The sequence below is a fragment of the Aestuariivita sp. genome (assembly GCF_049276915.1).
Lineage (GTDB): Bacteria > Pseudomonadota > Alphaproteobacteria > Rhodobacterales > Rhodobacteraceae > Aestuariivita.
Genome location: NZ_JBASXK010000050.1, coordinates 19,179 through 35,670, shown reverse-complemented (window position 1 = coordinate 35,670; position 16,492 = coordinate 19,179). Strand labels below are relative to the sequence as shown.

17 protein-coding genes are annotated in these 16,492 nt (G+C 59.5%); 14 read left to right on the top strand and 3 right to left on the bottom strand.

From position 1 onward, the window contains the following. Positions 1 to 15 precede the first annotated feature (15 nt). The 6 genes from WAO69_RS05240 to WAO69_RS05215 all read left to right on the top strand — a co-directional run bounded on the left by WAO69_RS05240 (position 16) and on the right by WAO69_RS05215 (position 8,713). Positions 16 to 1,248 (top strand): Tm-1-like ATP-binding domain-containing protein, encoded by a 1,233-nt coding sequence (locus WAO69_RS05240; protein ID WP_422177000.1) that lies wholly within the window; start codon positions 16 to 18, stop codon positions 1,246 to 1,248. Between the two features lie 109 nt (positions 1,249 to 1,357). Continuing rightward, positions 1,358 to 2,722, top strand: coding sequence for an aspartate aminotransferase family protein (locus WAO69_RS05235; protein WP_422176999.1), 1,365 nt, complete (start codon positions 1,358 to 1,360; stop codon positions 2,720 to 2,722). Between the two features lie 30 nt (positions 2,723 to 2,752). Then, complete coding sequence (locus WAO69_RS05230; protein ID WP_422176998.1) at positions 2,753 to 5,494, top strand: AAA family ATPase; 2,742 nt, start codon at positions 2,753 to 2,755, stop codon at positions 5,492 to 5,494. A 66-nt stretch (positions 5,495 to 5,560) separates the two neighbouring features. After that, positions 5,561 to 6,601, top strand: a complete 1,041-nt coding sequence (locus tag WAO69_RS05225; protein ID WP_422176997.1) for a catalase — start codon at positions 5,561 to 5,563, stop codon at positions 6,599 to 6,601. Then, on the top strand, positions 6,594 to 7,310 hold the full coding sequence (locus WAO69_RS05220; RefSeq protein ID WP_422176996.1) for a hypothetical protein: 717 nt from the start codon (positions 6,594 to 6,596) through the stop codon (positions 7,308 to 7,310). The genes WAO69_RS05225 and WAO69_RS05220 overlap by 8 nt, the downstream gene beginning before the upstream one ends. Further along, the gene (locus tag WAO69_RS05215) at positions 7,310 to 8,713 is read left to right on the top strand and encodes a Dyp-type peroxidase (protein WP_422176995.1); all 1,404 of its coding nucleotides are present in this window, start codon (positions 7,310 to 7,312) and stop codon (positions 8,711 to 8,713) included. Before WAO69_RS05220 ends, WAO69_RS05215 begins: the two co-directional genes overlap by 1 nt. Before the next feature lie 5 nt (positions 8,714 to 8,718). Here the strand turns inward: WAO69_RS05215 and WAO69_RS05210 are convergent, their stop codons facing one another. From WAO69_RS05210 to WAO69_RS05200, 3 genes are all read right to left on the bottom strand, one after another. Further along, on the bottom strand, positions 8,719 to 9,783 hold the full coding sequence (locus WAO69_RS05210) for a YeeE/YedE family protein (RefSeq protein WP_422176994.1): 1,065 nt from the start codon (positions 9,781 to 9,783) through the stop codon (positions 8,719 to 8,721). 39 nt (positions 9,784 to 9,822) lie between these two features. Then, the gene (locus WAO69_RS05205; RefSeq protein WP_422176993.1) at positions 9,823 to 10,131 is read right to left on the bottom strand and encodes an ArsR/SmtB family transcription factor; all 309 of its coding nucleotides are present in this window, start codon (positions 10,129 to 10,131) and stop codon (positions 9,823 to 9,825) included. Between the two features lie 127 nt (positions 10,132 to 10,258). Next, positions 10,259 to 10,594 carry a hypothetical protein gene (locus WAO69_RS05200; RefSeq protein ID WP_422176992.1) on the bottom strand — a complete coding sequence of 112 codons (336 nt, stop codon included), beginning with the start codon at positions 10,592 to 10,594 and terminating at the stop codon, positions 10,259 to 10,261. A gap of 102 nt (positions 10,595 to 10,696) precedes the next feature. Between WAO69_RS05200 and WAO69_RS05195 the strand changes: the two genes are divergently transcribed. From WAO69_RS05195 to WAO69_RS05160, 8 genes are all read left to right on the top strand, one after another. Beyond that, positions 10,697 to 11,434: a cytochrome c biogenesis CcdA family protein gene (locus tag WAO69_RS05195; protein WP_422176991.1), complete on the top strand. Its 738-nt coding sequence runs from the start codon at positions 10,697 to 10,699 to the stop codon at positions 11,432 to 11,434. 12 nt (positions 11,435 to 11,446) lie between these two features. Next, a complete protein-coding gene (locus WAO69_RS05190) occupies positions 11,447 to 12,019 on the top strand; it encodes a thioredoxin family protein (RefSeq protein WP_422176990.1) in 573 nt (190 codons plus the stop codon). 93 nt (positions 12,020 to 12,112) lie between these two features. Further along, positions 12,113 to 12,586 carry a sulfur oxidation c-type cytochrome SoxX gene (gene soxX / locus WAO69_RS05185; protein ID WP_422176989.1) on the top strand — a complete coding sequence of 158 codons (474 nt, stop codon included), beginning with the start codon at positions 12,113 to 12,115 and terminating at the stop codon, positions 12,584 to 12,586. 31 nt (positions 12,587 to 12,617) lie between these two features. Next, on the top strand, positions 12,618 to 13,034 hold the full coding sequence (gene soxY / locus WAO69_RS05180; protein ID WP_422176988.1) for a thiosulfate oxidation carrier protein SoxY: 417 nt from the start codon (positions 12,618 to 12,620) through the stop codon (positions 13,032 to 13,034). A 15-nt stretch (positions 13,035 to 13,049) separates the two neighbouring features. Continuing rightward, the gene (soxZ, locus tag WAO69_RS05175) at positions 13,050 to 13,379 is read left to right on the top strand and encodes a thiosulfate oxidation carrier complex protein SoxZ (protein ID WP_422176987.1); all 330 of its coding nucleotides are present in this window, start codon (positions 13,050 to 13,052) and stop codon (positions 13,377 to 13,379) included. A gap of 25 nt (positions 13,380 to 13,404) precedes the next feature. Then, positions 13,405 to 14,250 carry a sulfur oxidation c-type cytochrome SoxA gene (gene soxA / locus WAO69_RS05170; RefSeq protein WP_422176986.1) on the top strand — a complete coding sequence of 282 codons (846 nt, stop codon included), beginning with the start codon at positions 13,405 to 13,407 and terminating at the stop codon, positions 14,248 to 14,250. Between the two features lie 65 nt (positions 14,251 to 14,315). Continuing rightward, positions 14,316 to 16,013, top strand: a complete 1,698-nt coding sequence (soxB, locus tag WAO69_RS05165) for a thiosulfohydrolase SoxB (protein WP_422176985.1) — start codon at positions 14,316 to 14,318, stop codon at positions 16,011 to 16,013. Positions 16,014 to 16,037: 24 nt separating this feature from the next. After that, positions 16,038 to 16,472 (top strand): hypothetical protein, encoded by a 435-nt coding sequence (locus WAO69_RS05160; RefSeq protein WP_422176984.1) that lies wholly within the window; start codon positions 16,038 to 16,040, stop codon positions 16,470 to 16,472. The last annotated feature ends 20 nt before the right edge of the window (positions 16,473 to 16,492 follow it).

The window sequence follows — 16,492 nt, the reverse complement described above, 5'->3', positions numbered from 1 at the left end:
AGAGGAGGGCCGTTTATGTCAGACAAGACCATTTTGGTGATCGGAACCTATGACACCAAGGATGACGAGTTGGAATTCCTGGCCGGAGTGATCCGCGAGCAGGGCGGGAAGGTCGTCACCATGGATGTGTCGGTTCTGGGGGATCCCTCCCGGCCGACGGATTACTCAAAGCATGATGTTGCCCAGGAAGGGGGCAGTTCGATCGCCGCGGCCATTGCCTCGGGTGACGAAAACCACGCCATGCAGATCATGGCAAAGGGGGCCTCTTTGCTGAGCGCGCGGCTTTATGCAGGCGGCACGTTCGATGGGATGATCATTCTGGGCGGCACGATGGGTACGGATCTGGCGCTGGATGTGTGTTCGGCGCTGCCTTTGGGGGTGCCGAAATACATCGTCTCGACCGTGTCATTTTCTCCGCTGATCCCGCCCGAGCGTCTGGCACCGGACACGCAGATGATCCTCTGGGCCGGGGGGCTTTACGGGTTGAACTCGGTCTGCAAAGCCTCGCTCAGCCAGGCTGCGGGCGCGGTTCTGGGCGCGGCACGGGCCGTGGTGCTTGCGGATGCGAAAAAGCCGCTGATCGGTATGACGTCTCTGGGGAAATCGGCGCTGAAATACATGGTCCCGCTGAAACCCGCGCTGGAAGAGCGCGGCTATGAGGTTGCCGTGTTCCACGCCACCGGCATGGGCGGGCGGGCCTTTGAAAGCCTTGCGGCGCAGGGGGCGTTTGCCTGCGTCTTTGACTTTTGCACGCAGGAGCTGGGCAATTTCGTGAACGGCTCGAACATTTCGGCCGGAGCGGATCGGTTGACCAATGCGGGTCTGCGCGGCATTCCTCAGATCGTGGCACCGGGCTGTTATGACCTTGTCGATATCGTTGGCTGGCAGGCGGTGCCGCAGAAATGGGCGGATCATCCCAGCCATGCGCATAACCGGCTTTTGACCTCGATCGTTCTGAATGACGAGGAAAGAAGACAGGTGGCGCGCGCGCATTCCCGACAATTGGCCAAGGCCAGGGGTCCGGTTGCGTTGCTGTTGCCCGAACATGGGCTGGGTGAATGGGACCGGGAAGGCGCCGATCTGCACGACAAGGCCGGGCTGGAGGCGTTCCTGCAGGAACTGGAGGCGAGTTTGCCGCCCAACGTCCAGACCTATCGGATCGACGGGCACATCAATGACGCGGTTTTTGCAGAGCAGGCATTGAGGATTTTTGACGCATGGCGCGCGGATGGTGTGGTCGCAGCTTAGGTCCTGCGATACTATTGCCTTGCCATCCTTGCCGACTCTCGCGACGCTGCGCAGCAATCGGATTCGAACCGATGTTGCAATGAAACCCCTCTGACCAAAGGTGTGCCCCATGGAAATGCGCCCCAATTCGATTGAAGCCCGCGATATAGCCTATCACTTCCACGGCTATACCAATGCCCGCGCGCATGAAGAGAAGGGGCCGATGGTGATCGACCGGGGCGAGGGCGTCCATGTCTTTGACACCAACGGCAACCGCTATATCGAGGGAATGGCGGGCTTGTGGAGCGTCGCGGTGGGGTTCAATGAAAAACGCCTGATCGACGCGGCGCATGCGCAGATGCAGCAGCTGCCCTATTATCACAATTTTTCGCATCGCTCGCACGGGCCGGCGATCGACCTGGCCGAAAAGCTGGTCGCGATGGCACCGGTTGAGATGAGCAAGGTGTTTTACACCAACTCGGGATCCGAGGCGAATGACACGATCCTCAAGATGATCTGGTACCGCTCGAACGCGCTTGGCATGCCCGAGAAGAAAAAGGTGATTTCCCGGCTCAGGGGCTATCACGGTGTGACCATTGCCTCGGCGTCGATGACGGGGCTGCCCAATAACCACCGGTCCTTTGATCTGCCGTTGCAGGGCGTGTTGCACACCACCTGCCCACACTATTGGCGCGAAGGCCGCGAGGGCGAGAGCGAAGAGCAATTCGCCACCCGCTGCGCCGAGGATCTGGATGCGATGATCCAGGCCGAAGGGCCCGATACGGTCGCGGCCTTTATCGCCGAGCCGGTGATGGGGGCAGGGGGCGTGGTTGTTCCGCCCGCGACCTATTGGGAAAAGATCCAGGCTGTGCTGTCGAAATACGATATCCTGCTGATCGCGGATGAGGTCATCTGCGGATTTGGCCGAACCGGCAAGATGTTCGGCTCGGTCACCTATGATATCAAGCCGGACATCATGACCATGTCCAAGCAGATCACCTCGTCCTATTTTCCGTTCTCGGCCTTCATGGTGAATGAGCGCGTCTATGAACCGATCGCAGATGAAAGCAATCGCATCGGCATTCTGGGCCATGGTTACACCGGGGGTGGTCATCCGGTGGGCGCGGCTGTCGCGCTGGAAAACCTCAAGATCATCGAAGAGCGCGAGTTGGTGGCCAATGCCGCGGAACGCGGGGCCGAATTGCAGGCGGGACTGGCCAAACTGACCGACCATCCGCTGGTTGGCGAAGCCCGCGGCGTCGGGCTGATCGCTGCGCTGGAACTGGTGGCACCGGAAGGCCGGGCCGAGGAGTTCACGCCCGGCATGATCGGCACGCATATGAACGCGATCATGCTGCGCAACGGCCTGTTGTCGCGCAACATGCTGGACGCCATGGGCTATTGCCCGCCATTGATCGTTAAATCGGCGCAGATCTCCGAGATCCTCGACATCACGGAACGCAGCCTTGGAGAACTGGCCAGCGAACTGACATAACCAGCAGGCAGGATTTGCAAAGAGATACTCATGTCCCTGACGACCAACGATCAGGTCCGGTCTGAAGATATCGGCCATCAGGGCGACGGTTCTGTTCGGGATTTGCAGATCCATACATTTCTGGTCACCGATATCGTCGGCAGCTCCGAGCTGTTTCACCGGTATCCTGCCGAGATGACGCGCACGATGGATCGTCATGATGCCCTGCTGGACGAGGTCATTCGGGGCGCGGGCGGGACACCGTTCAAGAACACCGGCGACGGTGTCTTTGCCATCTTTGCCAGCCCCGTGGCGGCCGTTAAGGCGGCCGTTGAAAGCCATCGGCGCATGCAGGACGGGGACTGGGGCGCAACCGGGCGACCGCGCATCAGATGGGGTATTCATACCGGTCTGGCCCGGCCCCGGGGCGGAGACTATTTCGGACCTGCCCTGTCGGGTGTCAGCCGGTTGGAACAGGCAGCCAATCCCGACCAGATCCTGATGTCGCAAACCACCTTGGATCTGTGTGCGCCTGATCTGCATGAGGCGGGGCTGGGTGTCGTTGATCTGGGCCAGTTCCATTTCAAGGGGATCGAGCCTCTGAACGTGTTTCAGGTCACGGCAGAGGGGCTGCCCGAGCATTTCGGCGATTTGGGTGGCAAGCGCGAGACCCTTGGCGGCAACCTGCCCGCCGAGGTGAATGCATTCGTGGGGCGCAATCAGGAGATTTCGGCGCTGATCGAGCTGATGAGTTCGGCGCGCGTGGTGACGCTGCTTGGCCCCGGGGGCATCGGCAAGACACGGCTTGCCACGGAACTGGCGCGCCGGTTGGGGAGCGGTTACTCGGGTGGGGCGTGGTTGCTGCAATTGTCGGCCCTCGAGCAGGGGGCGGATCTGTGGACCATGCTTGCGGCGACCTTCTCGCTGGATACGGCGGCTTTGGGTGAAAAGCGTGCCGGTGTCCTCAAGCATCTGGCCCAGGCCCGCGCCCTGATCGTGGTGGACAACTGCGAGCATCTGCTGGACGAGGTTGCGGACCTGGTCACGACCCTGCGCAACGCCTGCAGCCAGCTTGATATCGTCTGCACAAGCCAGCGGGCCCTGTCGATTGACGGCGAGGTTCAGTTCCAGGTGCCGGTGTTGTCCCATGATGACGAGACATCGACATCCGTGCGCCTGTTTGTTGAGCGCGCCCGCCTGATCCGGCCCGATTTCGAGCCGGATGCCGGGGATCTTGGCACCATCCTGAACATCTGCAATCAGCTTGAAAACATCCCGCTGGCGATCGAGATCGCCGCAGGGCAATTGCGCCGCTATCCGTTGAGCCGGATTGCCATGGATGCGGCGCGCCCGGAACGGATGCGCTCGCCCACGCTGCGCAATTCCGACAGGGGTCAGCGCACGACGCTGCGCCTGACATTCGAGTGGTCCTATGACCTGCTTGATGAGATCAGCCAGAAGGTTCTTGAACGTCTGTCGGTGTTTTCGGGACAGTTCAGCGAAGAGGAGGCTCTGGAGGTTTGCGGGCTGGATATCGAAGACGAGGTCGACATCCTTGACGGGATCGATGAGCTGATAGATGCCTCGCTGCTGACCGCCCAGATCGAGGAAGACCGCCGCTTCCGGATGCTTTTGACAGTGCGCGCCTTCGGGCGCGAAAAGCTGGAAGAAAGAGGTCTTCTGGGGGCGTTTCAGCGCCGCCATGGCGAGGTCTATGCCCGGCGCAGCGCGGCGCTGGCCGCAGCCTTTGAAACCGCCGCCGAGCGCGATGCGGTCTCTGGCTTGCAGGAGGAACTGGACAATCTCAGGGTGGCGTTCGAGCGCGCGCTTGAGAGCGATCTGAGCCTTGCTGCGCGCATCGCGGCCCCGTTGGGTCATTACAATTATTATCATCGCGGAACGGAAACCGCGTCATGGGCCGAGCGGATCATGGCAAGGCCGGGCTCTGACGACCTTGAGCAGGCACCTTTGCTTTTGGCCGCCGCCGCCAGCCATTCGCTGCACGAACAGGGAGACGACAAAGCCGCGCTGGCCTTGCTGGAGCGCGGGTTTCGGCTCGAGCAGTCCGGCGTCGGCACCAGCCGGGGCTGGCTGTCGCATGTGGCGGGCCATGTTGCCCTGTGGTCTGGACGCCCTGCGGATTTCATGACCCACCACCAGCGCGCCGTGGAACTGGCGCGCGAGCAGGGCGATATCGCTCTGGATATCATCGACACCAGCACAGCGGCCTATCTGAACGGGACGCAGAAGAAAGAGGCGCTGACCCGCACATTGGTCGATCATCTCAACAGGCTGGAAGCGCAGGTCCGGCAACCCTCGCTGGTGGGCTATGTTCATTTCGGGCGGGCGGGTCTGGCCATGTGCAGCGCGCCGCAGGATATCGTGCCGGAACTTGAACGCGCGATTCAATGGGCCGAGATCGGCGGCAACATGTTGGGCGCGCAGCGCGCGCGGCGTGCGCTGATCGACACGATTTCGCGCAATTCAGAGCCCGAGCATCAGATCAGCCTGCAAACCGGGCTGATGAGGGATCTGCCCCAGCAAGGGGCGACCATCTATGTCTGGCTGACGATCAATCGCCTGATCGCGTCGCTTGCCGCGCTTGAGCGCCATGAAGACGTGGCGGTTCTGGCGGGCGCGTTGTCGATGTCTCCGATCAGTCTGGGCAAGGCCGGACAGTCATTCCTGGAGACTGCGCGGGCCAAACTGGGAGAGGTGGCATTTGCCCCGCTGTTTGCGCGCGGACAAAAGTTTGACCAAAAGCAGGCCCGCGCTTACGCTGAAGGCTTGTAACGTGAGGTCGGGAATCCTCGGCGGGTTTTTCGCGCTCTGATATCAGTGAAGAACAGGAGAGAGTGGATGGGTGATGACCTCAACCCGATGGATGTAATCAATGCCATCATCGCGGATTTTCCTGATCACAAGAAAAGAACCCGTCCGGTTCATGTAAACGGCGTGGGTGTTCTGGGCCATTTTCGTGCGTCCGACGCGGCGGCAGCCTATTGCAGCGCCGAGATTTTCAACGGCTCGGACATCAGGGCGACGGTGCGCTTTTCCAACGGATCAGGCGATTTCCGGCGCAATGACAGCCTGAACGATGTGCGCGGCATGGCCACCCGGTTTCACCTGGGGGAGGATCGCGCCTGCGATCTGATCGCCATGACCCTGGGCGAGTTCTTTGCCGCCACTCCGGACGAATTCATGGCCTTCACCAAAGAGTCAAAGCCCGAAGCCGCACGCGGCGAGAGCGCCTGGCAAAAGCTGTGTGACATGCTGAAGCTGGAATTGCCGCTGCCCGATCCCCGGCCCGGGCAGAAATATGACACGGCGCTCGGTGCGCTGAACTATGCCAACCGTCATGCCTTTGCGCGCCAGGCGGTGGCGGATACCTCGGTGATCGGAGCGCCGGTCAGCTATGCGCGTGCGGCCTATCATGCGGTCAACACATTCATCGCCATCGCGCCGGACGAGCACAGGCGCCATGTGCGCTTTGACTGGCAGCCCGTGGCAGGCGTGCGCAAGGCAGGCCCGAACGAAACCCGCGCCGCCTATCTGAACGAGGAATTGGGTGCCCGGGTGAAACACTGGCCGGCACGCTTTATCCTGAACATGATCATCGGCGAAGATGGCGATCCCTTGCATGATCCCTCCAAACCCTGGCCCCGGCGGCGCAAGAAGATCTCGATGGGCACGCTTTATCTGACGGACGTACCGGACGATCCCGACCAGAAGGAGTTTCTGGCCACCAAGATCAGTTTCAATCCCGGCCGCCTTCTTCCGGGTCTGGAAATGTCACCCCTGGATCCGATCCTGCAGCTGCGCAAACGGGTCTATGAACGCTCGCGCGAACTGAGGGGCGGGGCCATTTGTCCGTTCTCGGGAGGATCAGCCGATGAGTGAGAGCAGGACATGGTTCGCGCGCCTGGTCGACGGGCTGCCCGAGACGCTGCTGTTTCAGTGGATCGGGAAAAACATCCTAGTGCCCTATTGGGCCTGGCGCGAACCGACCCGGCCTTTGCCCGGGGGTGTGCGCCCGGCGATCCAGCCCAGCGACAATCTTCAGAACATGATGAACCTGATCATGCCGTTGAAGGACAAGTCACCCATCGGACGCGCCAAGCTGGTCATGGCGCTGGCGCAGAACCTGGACGAGATTTATGCCGGGCTGGACAATGTGGGAACGGTGCATTTTGCCCGGTTCATCATCGTGGATGACAACCTGTGCATGATCTCGGTCTATGACGGAGATTTCTCGAATTACATCCGGGATTTCATTGCCACGATTGGCGACCTGTTCGACGTGATCGTGCATCATATCGAAGGAGGGGAATCCGTGATCCCCTGCGAAAGAAATGTCGAAGGCTTTATCGCTTGGGTCCATGCCCGCGATCTGTATCAGGCACCGGACAATCCCACCGATCTGATGGTCGATTGGGAACGGGCCAATCTGGGTGTGGATCAATCCCCCGATGACGATTTGCGCAGCTTGTCGCGGGAACTGGTTTTGCAGCTGAACGCGAATCCAAACATTTCCCTAGGTGGCGGATATCGCCGGTATCCGGGCTTTTCGGCGGCTCAGGTGCGCAAAGAACTGAAGGTGGGCTGGTGATGGAGCTTGGATTTGAACGCGCGGATCTGCAGGGCAACATCCTGCGTGGATACAAGAAAAACCGTGTCCGTTACCTTTTGCTTGAGATTGCCGAGGTCAAACTGGCGCGTCTGTGGCTTGGACAGATTGCGGCGGACGATCCCGGCGAGCTGATCGGCCTGACCCGATCCGATTGGGGTGCCACGCCGCCCGAGCTGTGCTTCAACGTCAGCCTGACCGCGCCGGGACTGAAGAAGCTGGGCGTCACTTCGGCTCAGATGGGGTGGTTTCCCGATGAGTTTCGCGAGGGCATGCACACGCGCGGTCCCAAGATCGGAGATACGGGCGACAGCGCGCCGGAAAACTGGGAAGCCCCCTTCGACAGTCCGGACAGGCTGCATGTGATCGCCACGCTTTATGCCGACAAGTCCAAGCTGCTGGATGAGGCGCAAGAACAACTGCTGCGCTTTCGCGGCGGCGGGGTCTTTGCCTTGCTGGGCGTGCGCGACGGCGCAAATTTTGACGCGGCTGAGGTTCATTTCGGCTATACGGACAATATCTCTCAACCCCGGTTCGAGGGTGTATCAGACCCGACGCGCTTTCCCGACAAACAGCCCTATGCGCCTCTGGGCACTGTGCTTTTGGGGTTTCCGACGGTTTATGAAGGGCTGAAATGGCGTGTGCCGCTGGACCTGGGGCGGCTGGGCTGTTTCAACGCCTTTCGCGTGCTGGAACAGGATGTGCAGGCCTTCGAGGCCTTTCTGGACAGCAGTGCGGATGTCCTCATGACCTTGCCGGAGGCCGAAGAGCTTTTGCCCAAGGGGGCCGAAAAGACATGGTCCGGCAAGCCAACACGGCGCGAGGCCCTGCGCGAGATCGTTGCGGCGCAGATGTGCGGGCGCTGGCGCAATGGGGTTCCTCTTGAACTGTCACCGGACAGCCCCGACGCAAAGATCGAACGCAACGACTGGAGCAACTTTGACTATGGTCCCGAGGCAAGATGTCCGTTCGGGGCGCATACCCGGCGCGCCAATCCCCGTGGCGGTGCGATCGTGCAGCGGATTGCCAATAACACCCGCCGCCTGGTGAGGCGTGGCATGCCCTATGGGCCCAAGTATGACCCGGCAAAGCCGGATGATGAAAAACGCGGGCTTTTGGGGAATTTCCTGTGCGGAAATCTTGCGGCGCAATTCGAAGCGGTCATGTGCGATTGGGTGAACCTTGGTCTTCAGGATCCCCATATCACGGGCAGCAATGACCCGCTGCTTGGTGCCAATGACAAGGAACTCAGCTTTTTCGATCTGTTCCTGAAAACCGGCAAGACCATTCGCCTGACCGGACTGCCACGATTGGTCCATGTGCGGGGCGGGGCGTATACGTTCATTCCCAGCCTGCCGGCGCTGCGCCATCTTTCGCGGATCTGAGGTGCTTACGACCTGAGCCAGCCGAACCCGATGCCGGTGATCAGCTGGTGCAAACCCAGCGCTGCGCCCAGGAAGATCGAGGCGAACACGATTGGCGCATTCAGCGTCAAAAGCGCAAAGGCCGAGATCCCCTGGCCAATGGTGCAGCCCATGGCCAGAACGGCGCCGAAGCCCATCAGGACCGCGCCCAGAACCTGACGTTTGAGCTCGCGCGGGTCTTCGCAGGCTTCCCAGCGGAAATGTCCCTTGAGCAGGCTGCCGATGAAGGCCCCGACCAGCACACCTGCCACCGAGCCGACTCCGAATGACAGACCGCCGCCGCTGGAGGTCATGATGAACAAAACTGTCTCGCCCAGTGGCGCGGTGAACGTGTGGCTGTTGACCGGAGATGCGCTGAAGCCTGCATTAGCGACCCACTGAGTGCCTGCCCAGCCGCTGACGATGGCAAGCCCGACCAGTGCACCCCAGAAAATCAGTCGGGGCTTGCTCAGAAACGCGCGGGACCAGAGGGCAAACCCCGTGATCGCGGCAAAGATCACAAGACCTGTCAGGCTGATCGCAAGTCCGGTCGCGCGGTTCACAAGCTGTGGATAGCTGTGAGACTGGGTCTGGATCTCGGTCATCGACAAAGCGGATATCCGCAGTTCAGCAAGCGGGCCGGACAGCATGGCATAGGCGCTGATGCCCATCACCAGAATGATCACGAACGAGCGCAGGTCCCCTCCGCCAAAGCGGGCCAGCGCGCCAAATCCGCAATTGCCCGCAATCGCCATTCCATAGCCGAATATCAGCCCGCCGACAATTGCGAAGGCGGGCGACCAGGGGGCAAGGTGATAGATGGATTGGGCCGGATCAAGCGCGCCCAAGGCGACCAGGGTAAAGGTACCAAGACCGGCGACCCCGATGGCCAGCGCCCACATGCGCAGCCGCAGATCGCTGCCCTGGTACAGATAATCCTCGATGGCTCCCAAGGTGCAAAACCGGCCAAGCCGCGCGGCCAGCCCCAACAGAACACCGCCAAACAGACCGATCAGGGCCAAAAGCCCAGCATCCGAAATGCCGTCCAACATACGTAGCCTCCCTTGTGTCTACGTATGAAAGCGGGTGAGCTAGCCCTCTTTGCAGAACAGATCGTAGACGACATCAAGTATCTTGATGGCGCGCTGATCTGTCAAACTGTAATAGATCGCCTTGCCTTCGCGTCGCGGCGCAACCAGCCCTTCGATGCGCAGACGCGACAGCTGTTGCGATACCGCAGCCTGCCGGGCTGACAGCAATTCCTCAAGTTTGGTGACTGATTTTTCGCCCGTGGCAAGGTGGCACAGGATCATCAATCGCCCCTCATGACTGATCGCCTTGAGGAAGTTGGATGCGTTGCACGCGCTCTCCATCATCGCCTCAATTTCGGTGTCAGACATGTTCTTTTTGATAACGGGCAGTGACATATCGGTCCCGGCGTCCAGCAAAATTCATACTCCCTTATACATTTGGCGTCTTCTTTGCAATTTCCGCATTGCGCCGCCGTTTCTGTTCAAGTGCCTGTGCCTAAAATTTGGCCCCTGTTTCAATTGAGTGTGCATTTAGGAGTTTATTCAGCAAAAACCAGAAGAACTCGTCTCCGCCATAGCCTTCGATCCGCCCCAGTTCCTGTCCGTCCTTGATCAGCACGAAGGTAGGGGTGAAAACCGGGCGAGAGGAAAAGCTGATATCATCCGGCAAGGCACGCAGATTGACACGCCGCAATGGTACGCGCTGGCCTTCGTCGGTCTTGGGATAAATCGGCCCGATTTCCTCGTTCCACTTGGCGCACCAGTGGCACCCGTCTTGTTCAACGATGACCAGCTCGGCCGCCAGTGAGGGCCAGGGGAACAGTCCGAGCATGAGGACAAGAAAAAGGCGCTGCATTGATGTTCCGTTTGACTGATCTCAGATATATAGAATAACGTGAATATGAAGTTTGAGCAAGCTCGGGAGTACGGTGCAGTGTTCGACGTCTCTCTCTTGGGTGCCTTTCTGGGCGGGCTGATCGTCTTTTTCTCGCCCTGCGTTCTGCCGATTGTGCCGTTTTACCTCAGCTATATGGCCGGCGCGTCGATGTCCGAGATCAGTGCCGAAGGCACCCTTGCGCCGGGTGTGCGCAAGCGGGCGTTCCTGGCGTCCTTGATGTTTTCGCTGGGAATCATCACCGTCTTTGTCCTGCTGGGTGCGGCGGCCTTCGGCCTCAGCCAGAGTTTCCGCGCCGCGCAGACCGAGTTCCGCCTTGTTGCGGCTTTGATCGTGCTTGTGATGGGGCTGCATTTTCTGGGGGTCATCCGGATCGGCTTTCTGAACCGGGCGTTCCAGATGGAGGCGGGCGATACACAGAACATGTCCGTTCTGGGTGCCTATGTGGTCGGCTTTGCCTTTGCAGCCGGCTGGACGCCCTGTGTCGGCGGGGTGCTGACGGCGGTGGTGTTCACCGCCAGCACCGAGGCCACCGCCCTGCGTGGCTTGTTGTTGCTGCTGGTGTTCGGAGTGGCGATGACGGCACCGTTTGTCGTGGCGTCCCTGTTCATCGGGCCGTTCCTGAAATTTGCATCCCGCTTCCGCCGCCATCTGCCCAAGGTTGAAAAGGCCATGGGCGTGTTGATGATCCTGTTTGCTGCCCTGATTGCCACTGACAGCGTCAACTATATCGCGCAGTGGATGCTGGAAACCTTCCCTGCCTTTCAAAACATATAAGGAGACCGCCTGATGAGACGCCTGATTGCCCTGCTGTGTTTGATCGCCGCGCCGGCCTTTGCCGTTGAAGTCGGTGATGACGGGCTGCACAAGACGGACTGGATGCGCGACACGTTCAAGGACCTGAACGAAGATCTGGCCGACGCCAATGCCGAAGGCAAACGGCTTGTGATCATGGTCGAGCAGCGCGGTTGCATCTATTGCACCAAGATGCATCAGGAGGTGTTCCCGCGCGAAGATATCGCCAGCTATATCCGCGAGAACTTTTTCGTGGTGCAGGTGAACCTGCATGGGGATACCGAGATCACCGATTTCGATGGCGAGGTCCTGACCGAGAAACAGGCTGCGCGCAAATGGGGCCTTCTGTTCACCCCGTCGATTCTGTTTCTGCCCGAAGAGGTCGAGGAGGGGGCAACGGCGCAGTCCGCAGCCGTCGCCTTGATGCCGGGCGCATTTGGCGCAGGCACTACGCTGGATATGTTCACCTGGGTTTTGGAAAAGCGCTATGAGCTTGATTCAGATGAGGATTTCCAACGCTATCACGCGCGCCGGATCCAGGAACGGTCGAACGGATCGACGGATTGAGACAATCAAATTCATACATTCGAATTTGTTGTTGATCGCTCACGGTTTTGTGTACTAAAGTATGCTCAAATATTAATGTGTTTGGGAGGACGCATGGAACGCATCTATATCGCAGTACTGGCCCTGGCTGCATCGACCTACAGCCTGGCCGCTGAAGAGATCGCACCAACGGCCGTTGTCTTTGTCGATGGCAGCATTGAAACATCGCTGACAGGCGCACCGGGAGACGCGACGCGCGGTCGTGACATTCTTGGGAGCAGATCTGCCGGCAATTGCGTCGCCTGCCATGAGGTGACGGATATGGCGAATGTTCCTTTCCAGGGAAATGTTGGCCCGATGCTTGACGGGGCCGGTGACCGTTGGACCGAAGCGGATCTGCGCGGAATCGTGGTCAACGCCAAGGTGATGTTCGAAGGTAGCATCATGCCGTCTTTCTACAAGACGGAAGGATTCACCCGTCCCGGTAATGCGTATACGGGCAAGGCGGCTGACGACACGTTCGCCCCGCTTCTTTCCGCACAGCAAGTTGAAGATGTTGTGGCCTATCTGGTCACGCTGAAAGACTGATGATCCCTCGGGGATCCAAGGAGGTTTATATATGGAACTGACAAGACGACACGCACTCATGATCGGTGCCAGCGCTGCTTTGATCGCTGGTTTGCCCTTTCCCGCATCCGCGGCCGGTGAGGATGCAATTGCTGCCTTTACCGGTGGGGCCGATGTGGGCGAAGGCGACATCACGCTGGTAGCACCCGAAATTGCAGAGAACGGCAACACGGTGCCGATCGAAGTGTCTTCGGGCTCTGCTGCCGAGATTCTGGTGCTGGCCCTGGGCAACCCGACCCCCGGTGTTGCGACTTTCAAATTCGGCAAACTGGCCGGATCGCGCGCCGCGTCGACCCGGATCCGCCTTGCGGGCACCCAGGATGTGGTCGCGATCGCAAAACTCGAGGACGGCTCGTTTGTTCAGGCCAAATCCACGATCAAAGTCACAATCGGCGGCTGCGGCGGCTAAGAAGGAGAAAAAGATATGGCATCTGGTGTAAAACCCCGCGTCAAAGTCCCGAAAACAGTTGCAGCTGGTGGCACGGTCACGATCAAGACCCTGATCAGCCACAAGATGGAATCCGGGCAACGCAAGGACAGCGATGGAAACGCTATTCCGCGTTCGATCATCAATCGGTTCACCTGCGACTTCAACGGCGAGAATGTGATCGACGTGAAGATGGAGCCGGCGATCTCGACCAACCCGTATTTCGAATTCGAGGCAATTGTGCCCGAGGCGGGCGAGTTCACTTTCACTTGGTACGACGATGATGGGTCGGTGTACGACACCAAAAATTCCATCGCGATCGGGTGATATAATCGTCTTGGGAGGGACATCTATGAAAAAGCTGACAGGCGCATTGCTGGCAAGCGTATTTGCCGCCACACCTCTGCTTGCAGATCCGGTGGATGACACGCTGATTTTGAACGAAGACATCACGATGGTCACACGGACGGCCGCGCCGGCGCATCTGTCCGATGTAATGGATGAAGTGATCTCGGGCTGGCATTTTCGGGAGACCGAAACCCGGGCCATGCAGATGGATGACTTTGACAATCCCGGAATGATCTTTGTCGAACAGGCCGAAGACATGTGGAATACCGTTGACGGCTCGGAAGGCAAGTCCTGCGCAAGCTGCCATGGTGCGTCCGAAGACATGGCGGGCGTGCGTCCGGTCTATCCCAAGTACAACGAAGCCGCGGGCGAAGTGCGTACCTTGGAAATGCAGATCAACGACTGCCGTGAAAACCGGATGGGTGCGGAAAAGTGGAAATACACAGCCGCCGATATGGTCAACATGACAGCCTTGCTTGCGTCGGTCTCGCGCGGATTGCCGGTTAACGTCGCCATCGACGGCCCGGCGCAATCCACCTGGGAAACGGGTAAGGAACTCTATTACACCCGTTTCGGTCAATTGGAGCTGGCCTGTTCCAACTGTCACGAGGACAACTATGGCAACATGATCCGTGCCGACCACCTCAGCCAGGGCCAGATCAATGGCTTTCCGGTCTACCGGCTCAAGAACACCAGGCTGAACTCGGCTCATGACCGGTTCAAAGGATGTGTGCGCGACACACGGGCCGAGACATTCAGCCCCGGCAGCCCCGAGTTCGTCGCTCTTGAGCTTTATGTCGCGTCTCGCGGCAACGGCCTGAGCGTCGAAGGCCCCGCCGTCCGCAACTGACTCCTGATGCCCCGCACGACAACCGTGCGGGGTTTTCTTTTCACAACGTATTCAGGAAAATGCATATGATTTCCCGTCGAGACTTTCTTCAAACCAGCATGGCGACCACTGCCCTTCTGGGGGCTTCGGGATTTGGCCAATGGGGTCGACTTGCAGCGCAACAGGCCCTGACCCAGGATCAGTTGCTGCAGTTCGACACATTTGGGAATGTCTCGCTGATCCACATCACTGACATCCATGCCCAGCTCAAACCGATTTATTTCCGCGAGCCTTCGGTCAATATCGGCGTTGGAAGCAACAGAGGTGCGGTGCCCCATATAACCGGGGCAGATTTCCGCAGGATGTATGGTGTCCAAGATGGGTCTTATGCCCATTACGCGCTGTCATCGGGTGATTTCGAAGCGCTGGCCAAGACCTATGGACGGGTCGGCGGTCTGGACCGCGTGGCGACCGTGATCAACCAGATCCGCTCCGAGCGCCCTGATGCCTTGCTGCTGGATGGCGGCGACACCTGGCATGGCAGCTATACCTGCTATCAGACCCAGGGTCAGGACATGGTCGACGTGATGAACGCGCTGCGCCCGGATGCAATGACGTTCCACTGGGAATTCACGCTGGGTTCCGAGCGCGTCAACGAGATTGTCGAAGGGCTGCCCTTTGCCGCGCTTGGCCAGAATATCTTTGACGCCGAATGGGACGAACCGTCCGAGCTGTTTCCGCCCTATCAGTTCTTTGAACGCGGTGGCGTGAAGGTGGCCGTGATCGGGCAGGCCTTTCCCTATATGCCCATCGCCAATCCTGGCTGGATGTTCCCGGAATACGCTTTCGGCATCCGGGACGAAAACATGCAGAAAATGGTCGATGAGGTTCGCGCTCAGGGCGCTGAACTTGTGGTGTGCCTCAGCCATAACGGCTTTGACGTGGACAAGAAGATGGCAAGCCTTGTGAGCGGGATTGACGTGATCCTTTCCGGGCACACCCATGATGCGCTGCCTGAACCCGTCCTTGTGGGAGACACGATCATCGTGGCTTCTGGTTCGAACGGAAAGTTCGTCTCGCGGGTTGATCTGGATGTGCGCGATGGACGCATGATGGGCTTTCGTCACAAGCTGATCCCGATCCTGTCGGATGTGATCACGCCGGATGCCGAGGTGGCCGCGGTGATCGATTCCGTGCGCGCGCCGTTTGAGGATCAATTGTCCGAAGTCATCGGACAGACCGGATCGCTCCTGTACAGGCGCGGCAATTTCAACGGCACCTGGGATGATCTGATCTGCGATGCTTTGTTGTCCGAACGCGAGGCGGATATCGCGCTCAGCCCCGGTGTGCGTTGGGGGCCGTCCCTGCTGCCGGGTCAGGACATCACCCGCGAGGATATCTGGAACGTGACCTCGATGACCTATGGCGCAGCCTACCGCACGGAAATGACAGGAGAATTCCTGCATATCGTTCTTGAGGATGTGGCCGACAACCTGTTCAACCCGGACCCCTATTACCAGCAGGGCGGCGACATGGTGCGCACGGGTGGCATTGGGTACCGGATCGACATCACGAAACCGCAAGGCAGCCGGATCACTGATCTGACCCTGTTGAAGACCGGAGAAGCGATCGACGCCTCCAAGACCTATCAGGTCGCAGGATGGGCGAGCGTGAACGAAGGCACGGAAGGGCCGCAGATCTGGGACGTGGTTGAAAGCCATATCCGCAAGCAAGGCACCGTAACCGTGTCACCCAACAACAGTGTCGAAGTTATCGGCGCATAACCCGAACCAACTGGAGTGACTGTCATGAAGACCCTGATCGGAACCACCCTTCTGAGCGTTATCCTTGCCACGGGTGCCTGGGCCGAAGGCCTGACGCACCGTGTCGCTGTGCATGTGAACGAAAACGACCCGCAGGTCATGAACATGGCTCTGAACAATGTGGCCAACGTGACCAGCTATTACCAAAGCCAGGGCGACAGCGTCGTGATCGAAGTCGTGGCCTATGGTCCCGGTCTCAACATGCTTATCCCCGGCAAAAGCCCGGTTCAGGATCGCATCTCGGCCATGTCGCTGGAAAACGAGTCCCTGACCTTTGCGGCCTGCGGCAACACCCTTCGCAAGATGAGCGAGAAGGCGGGCAAGGATGTCGTGTTGATGGATGAGGCGGTGGTGGTGCCCTCGGGCGTCGTGCGCCTGATCCAGTTGCAGGAAGATGATTACGCCTACATCCGGCCCTGACCGAGGCGTGTTCGAACAGA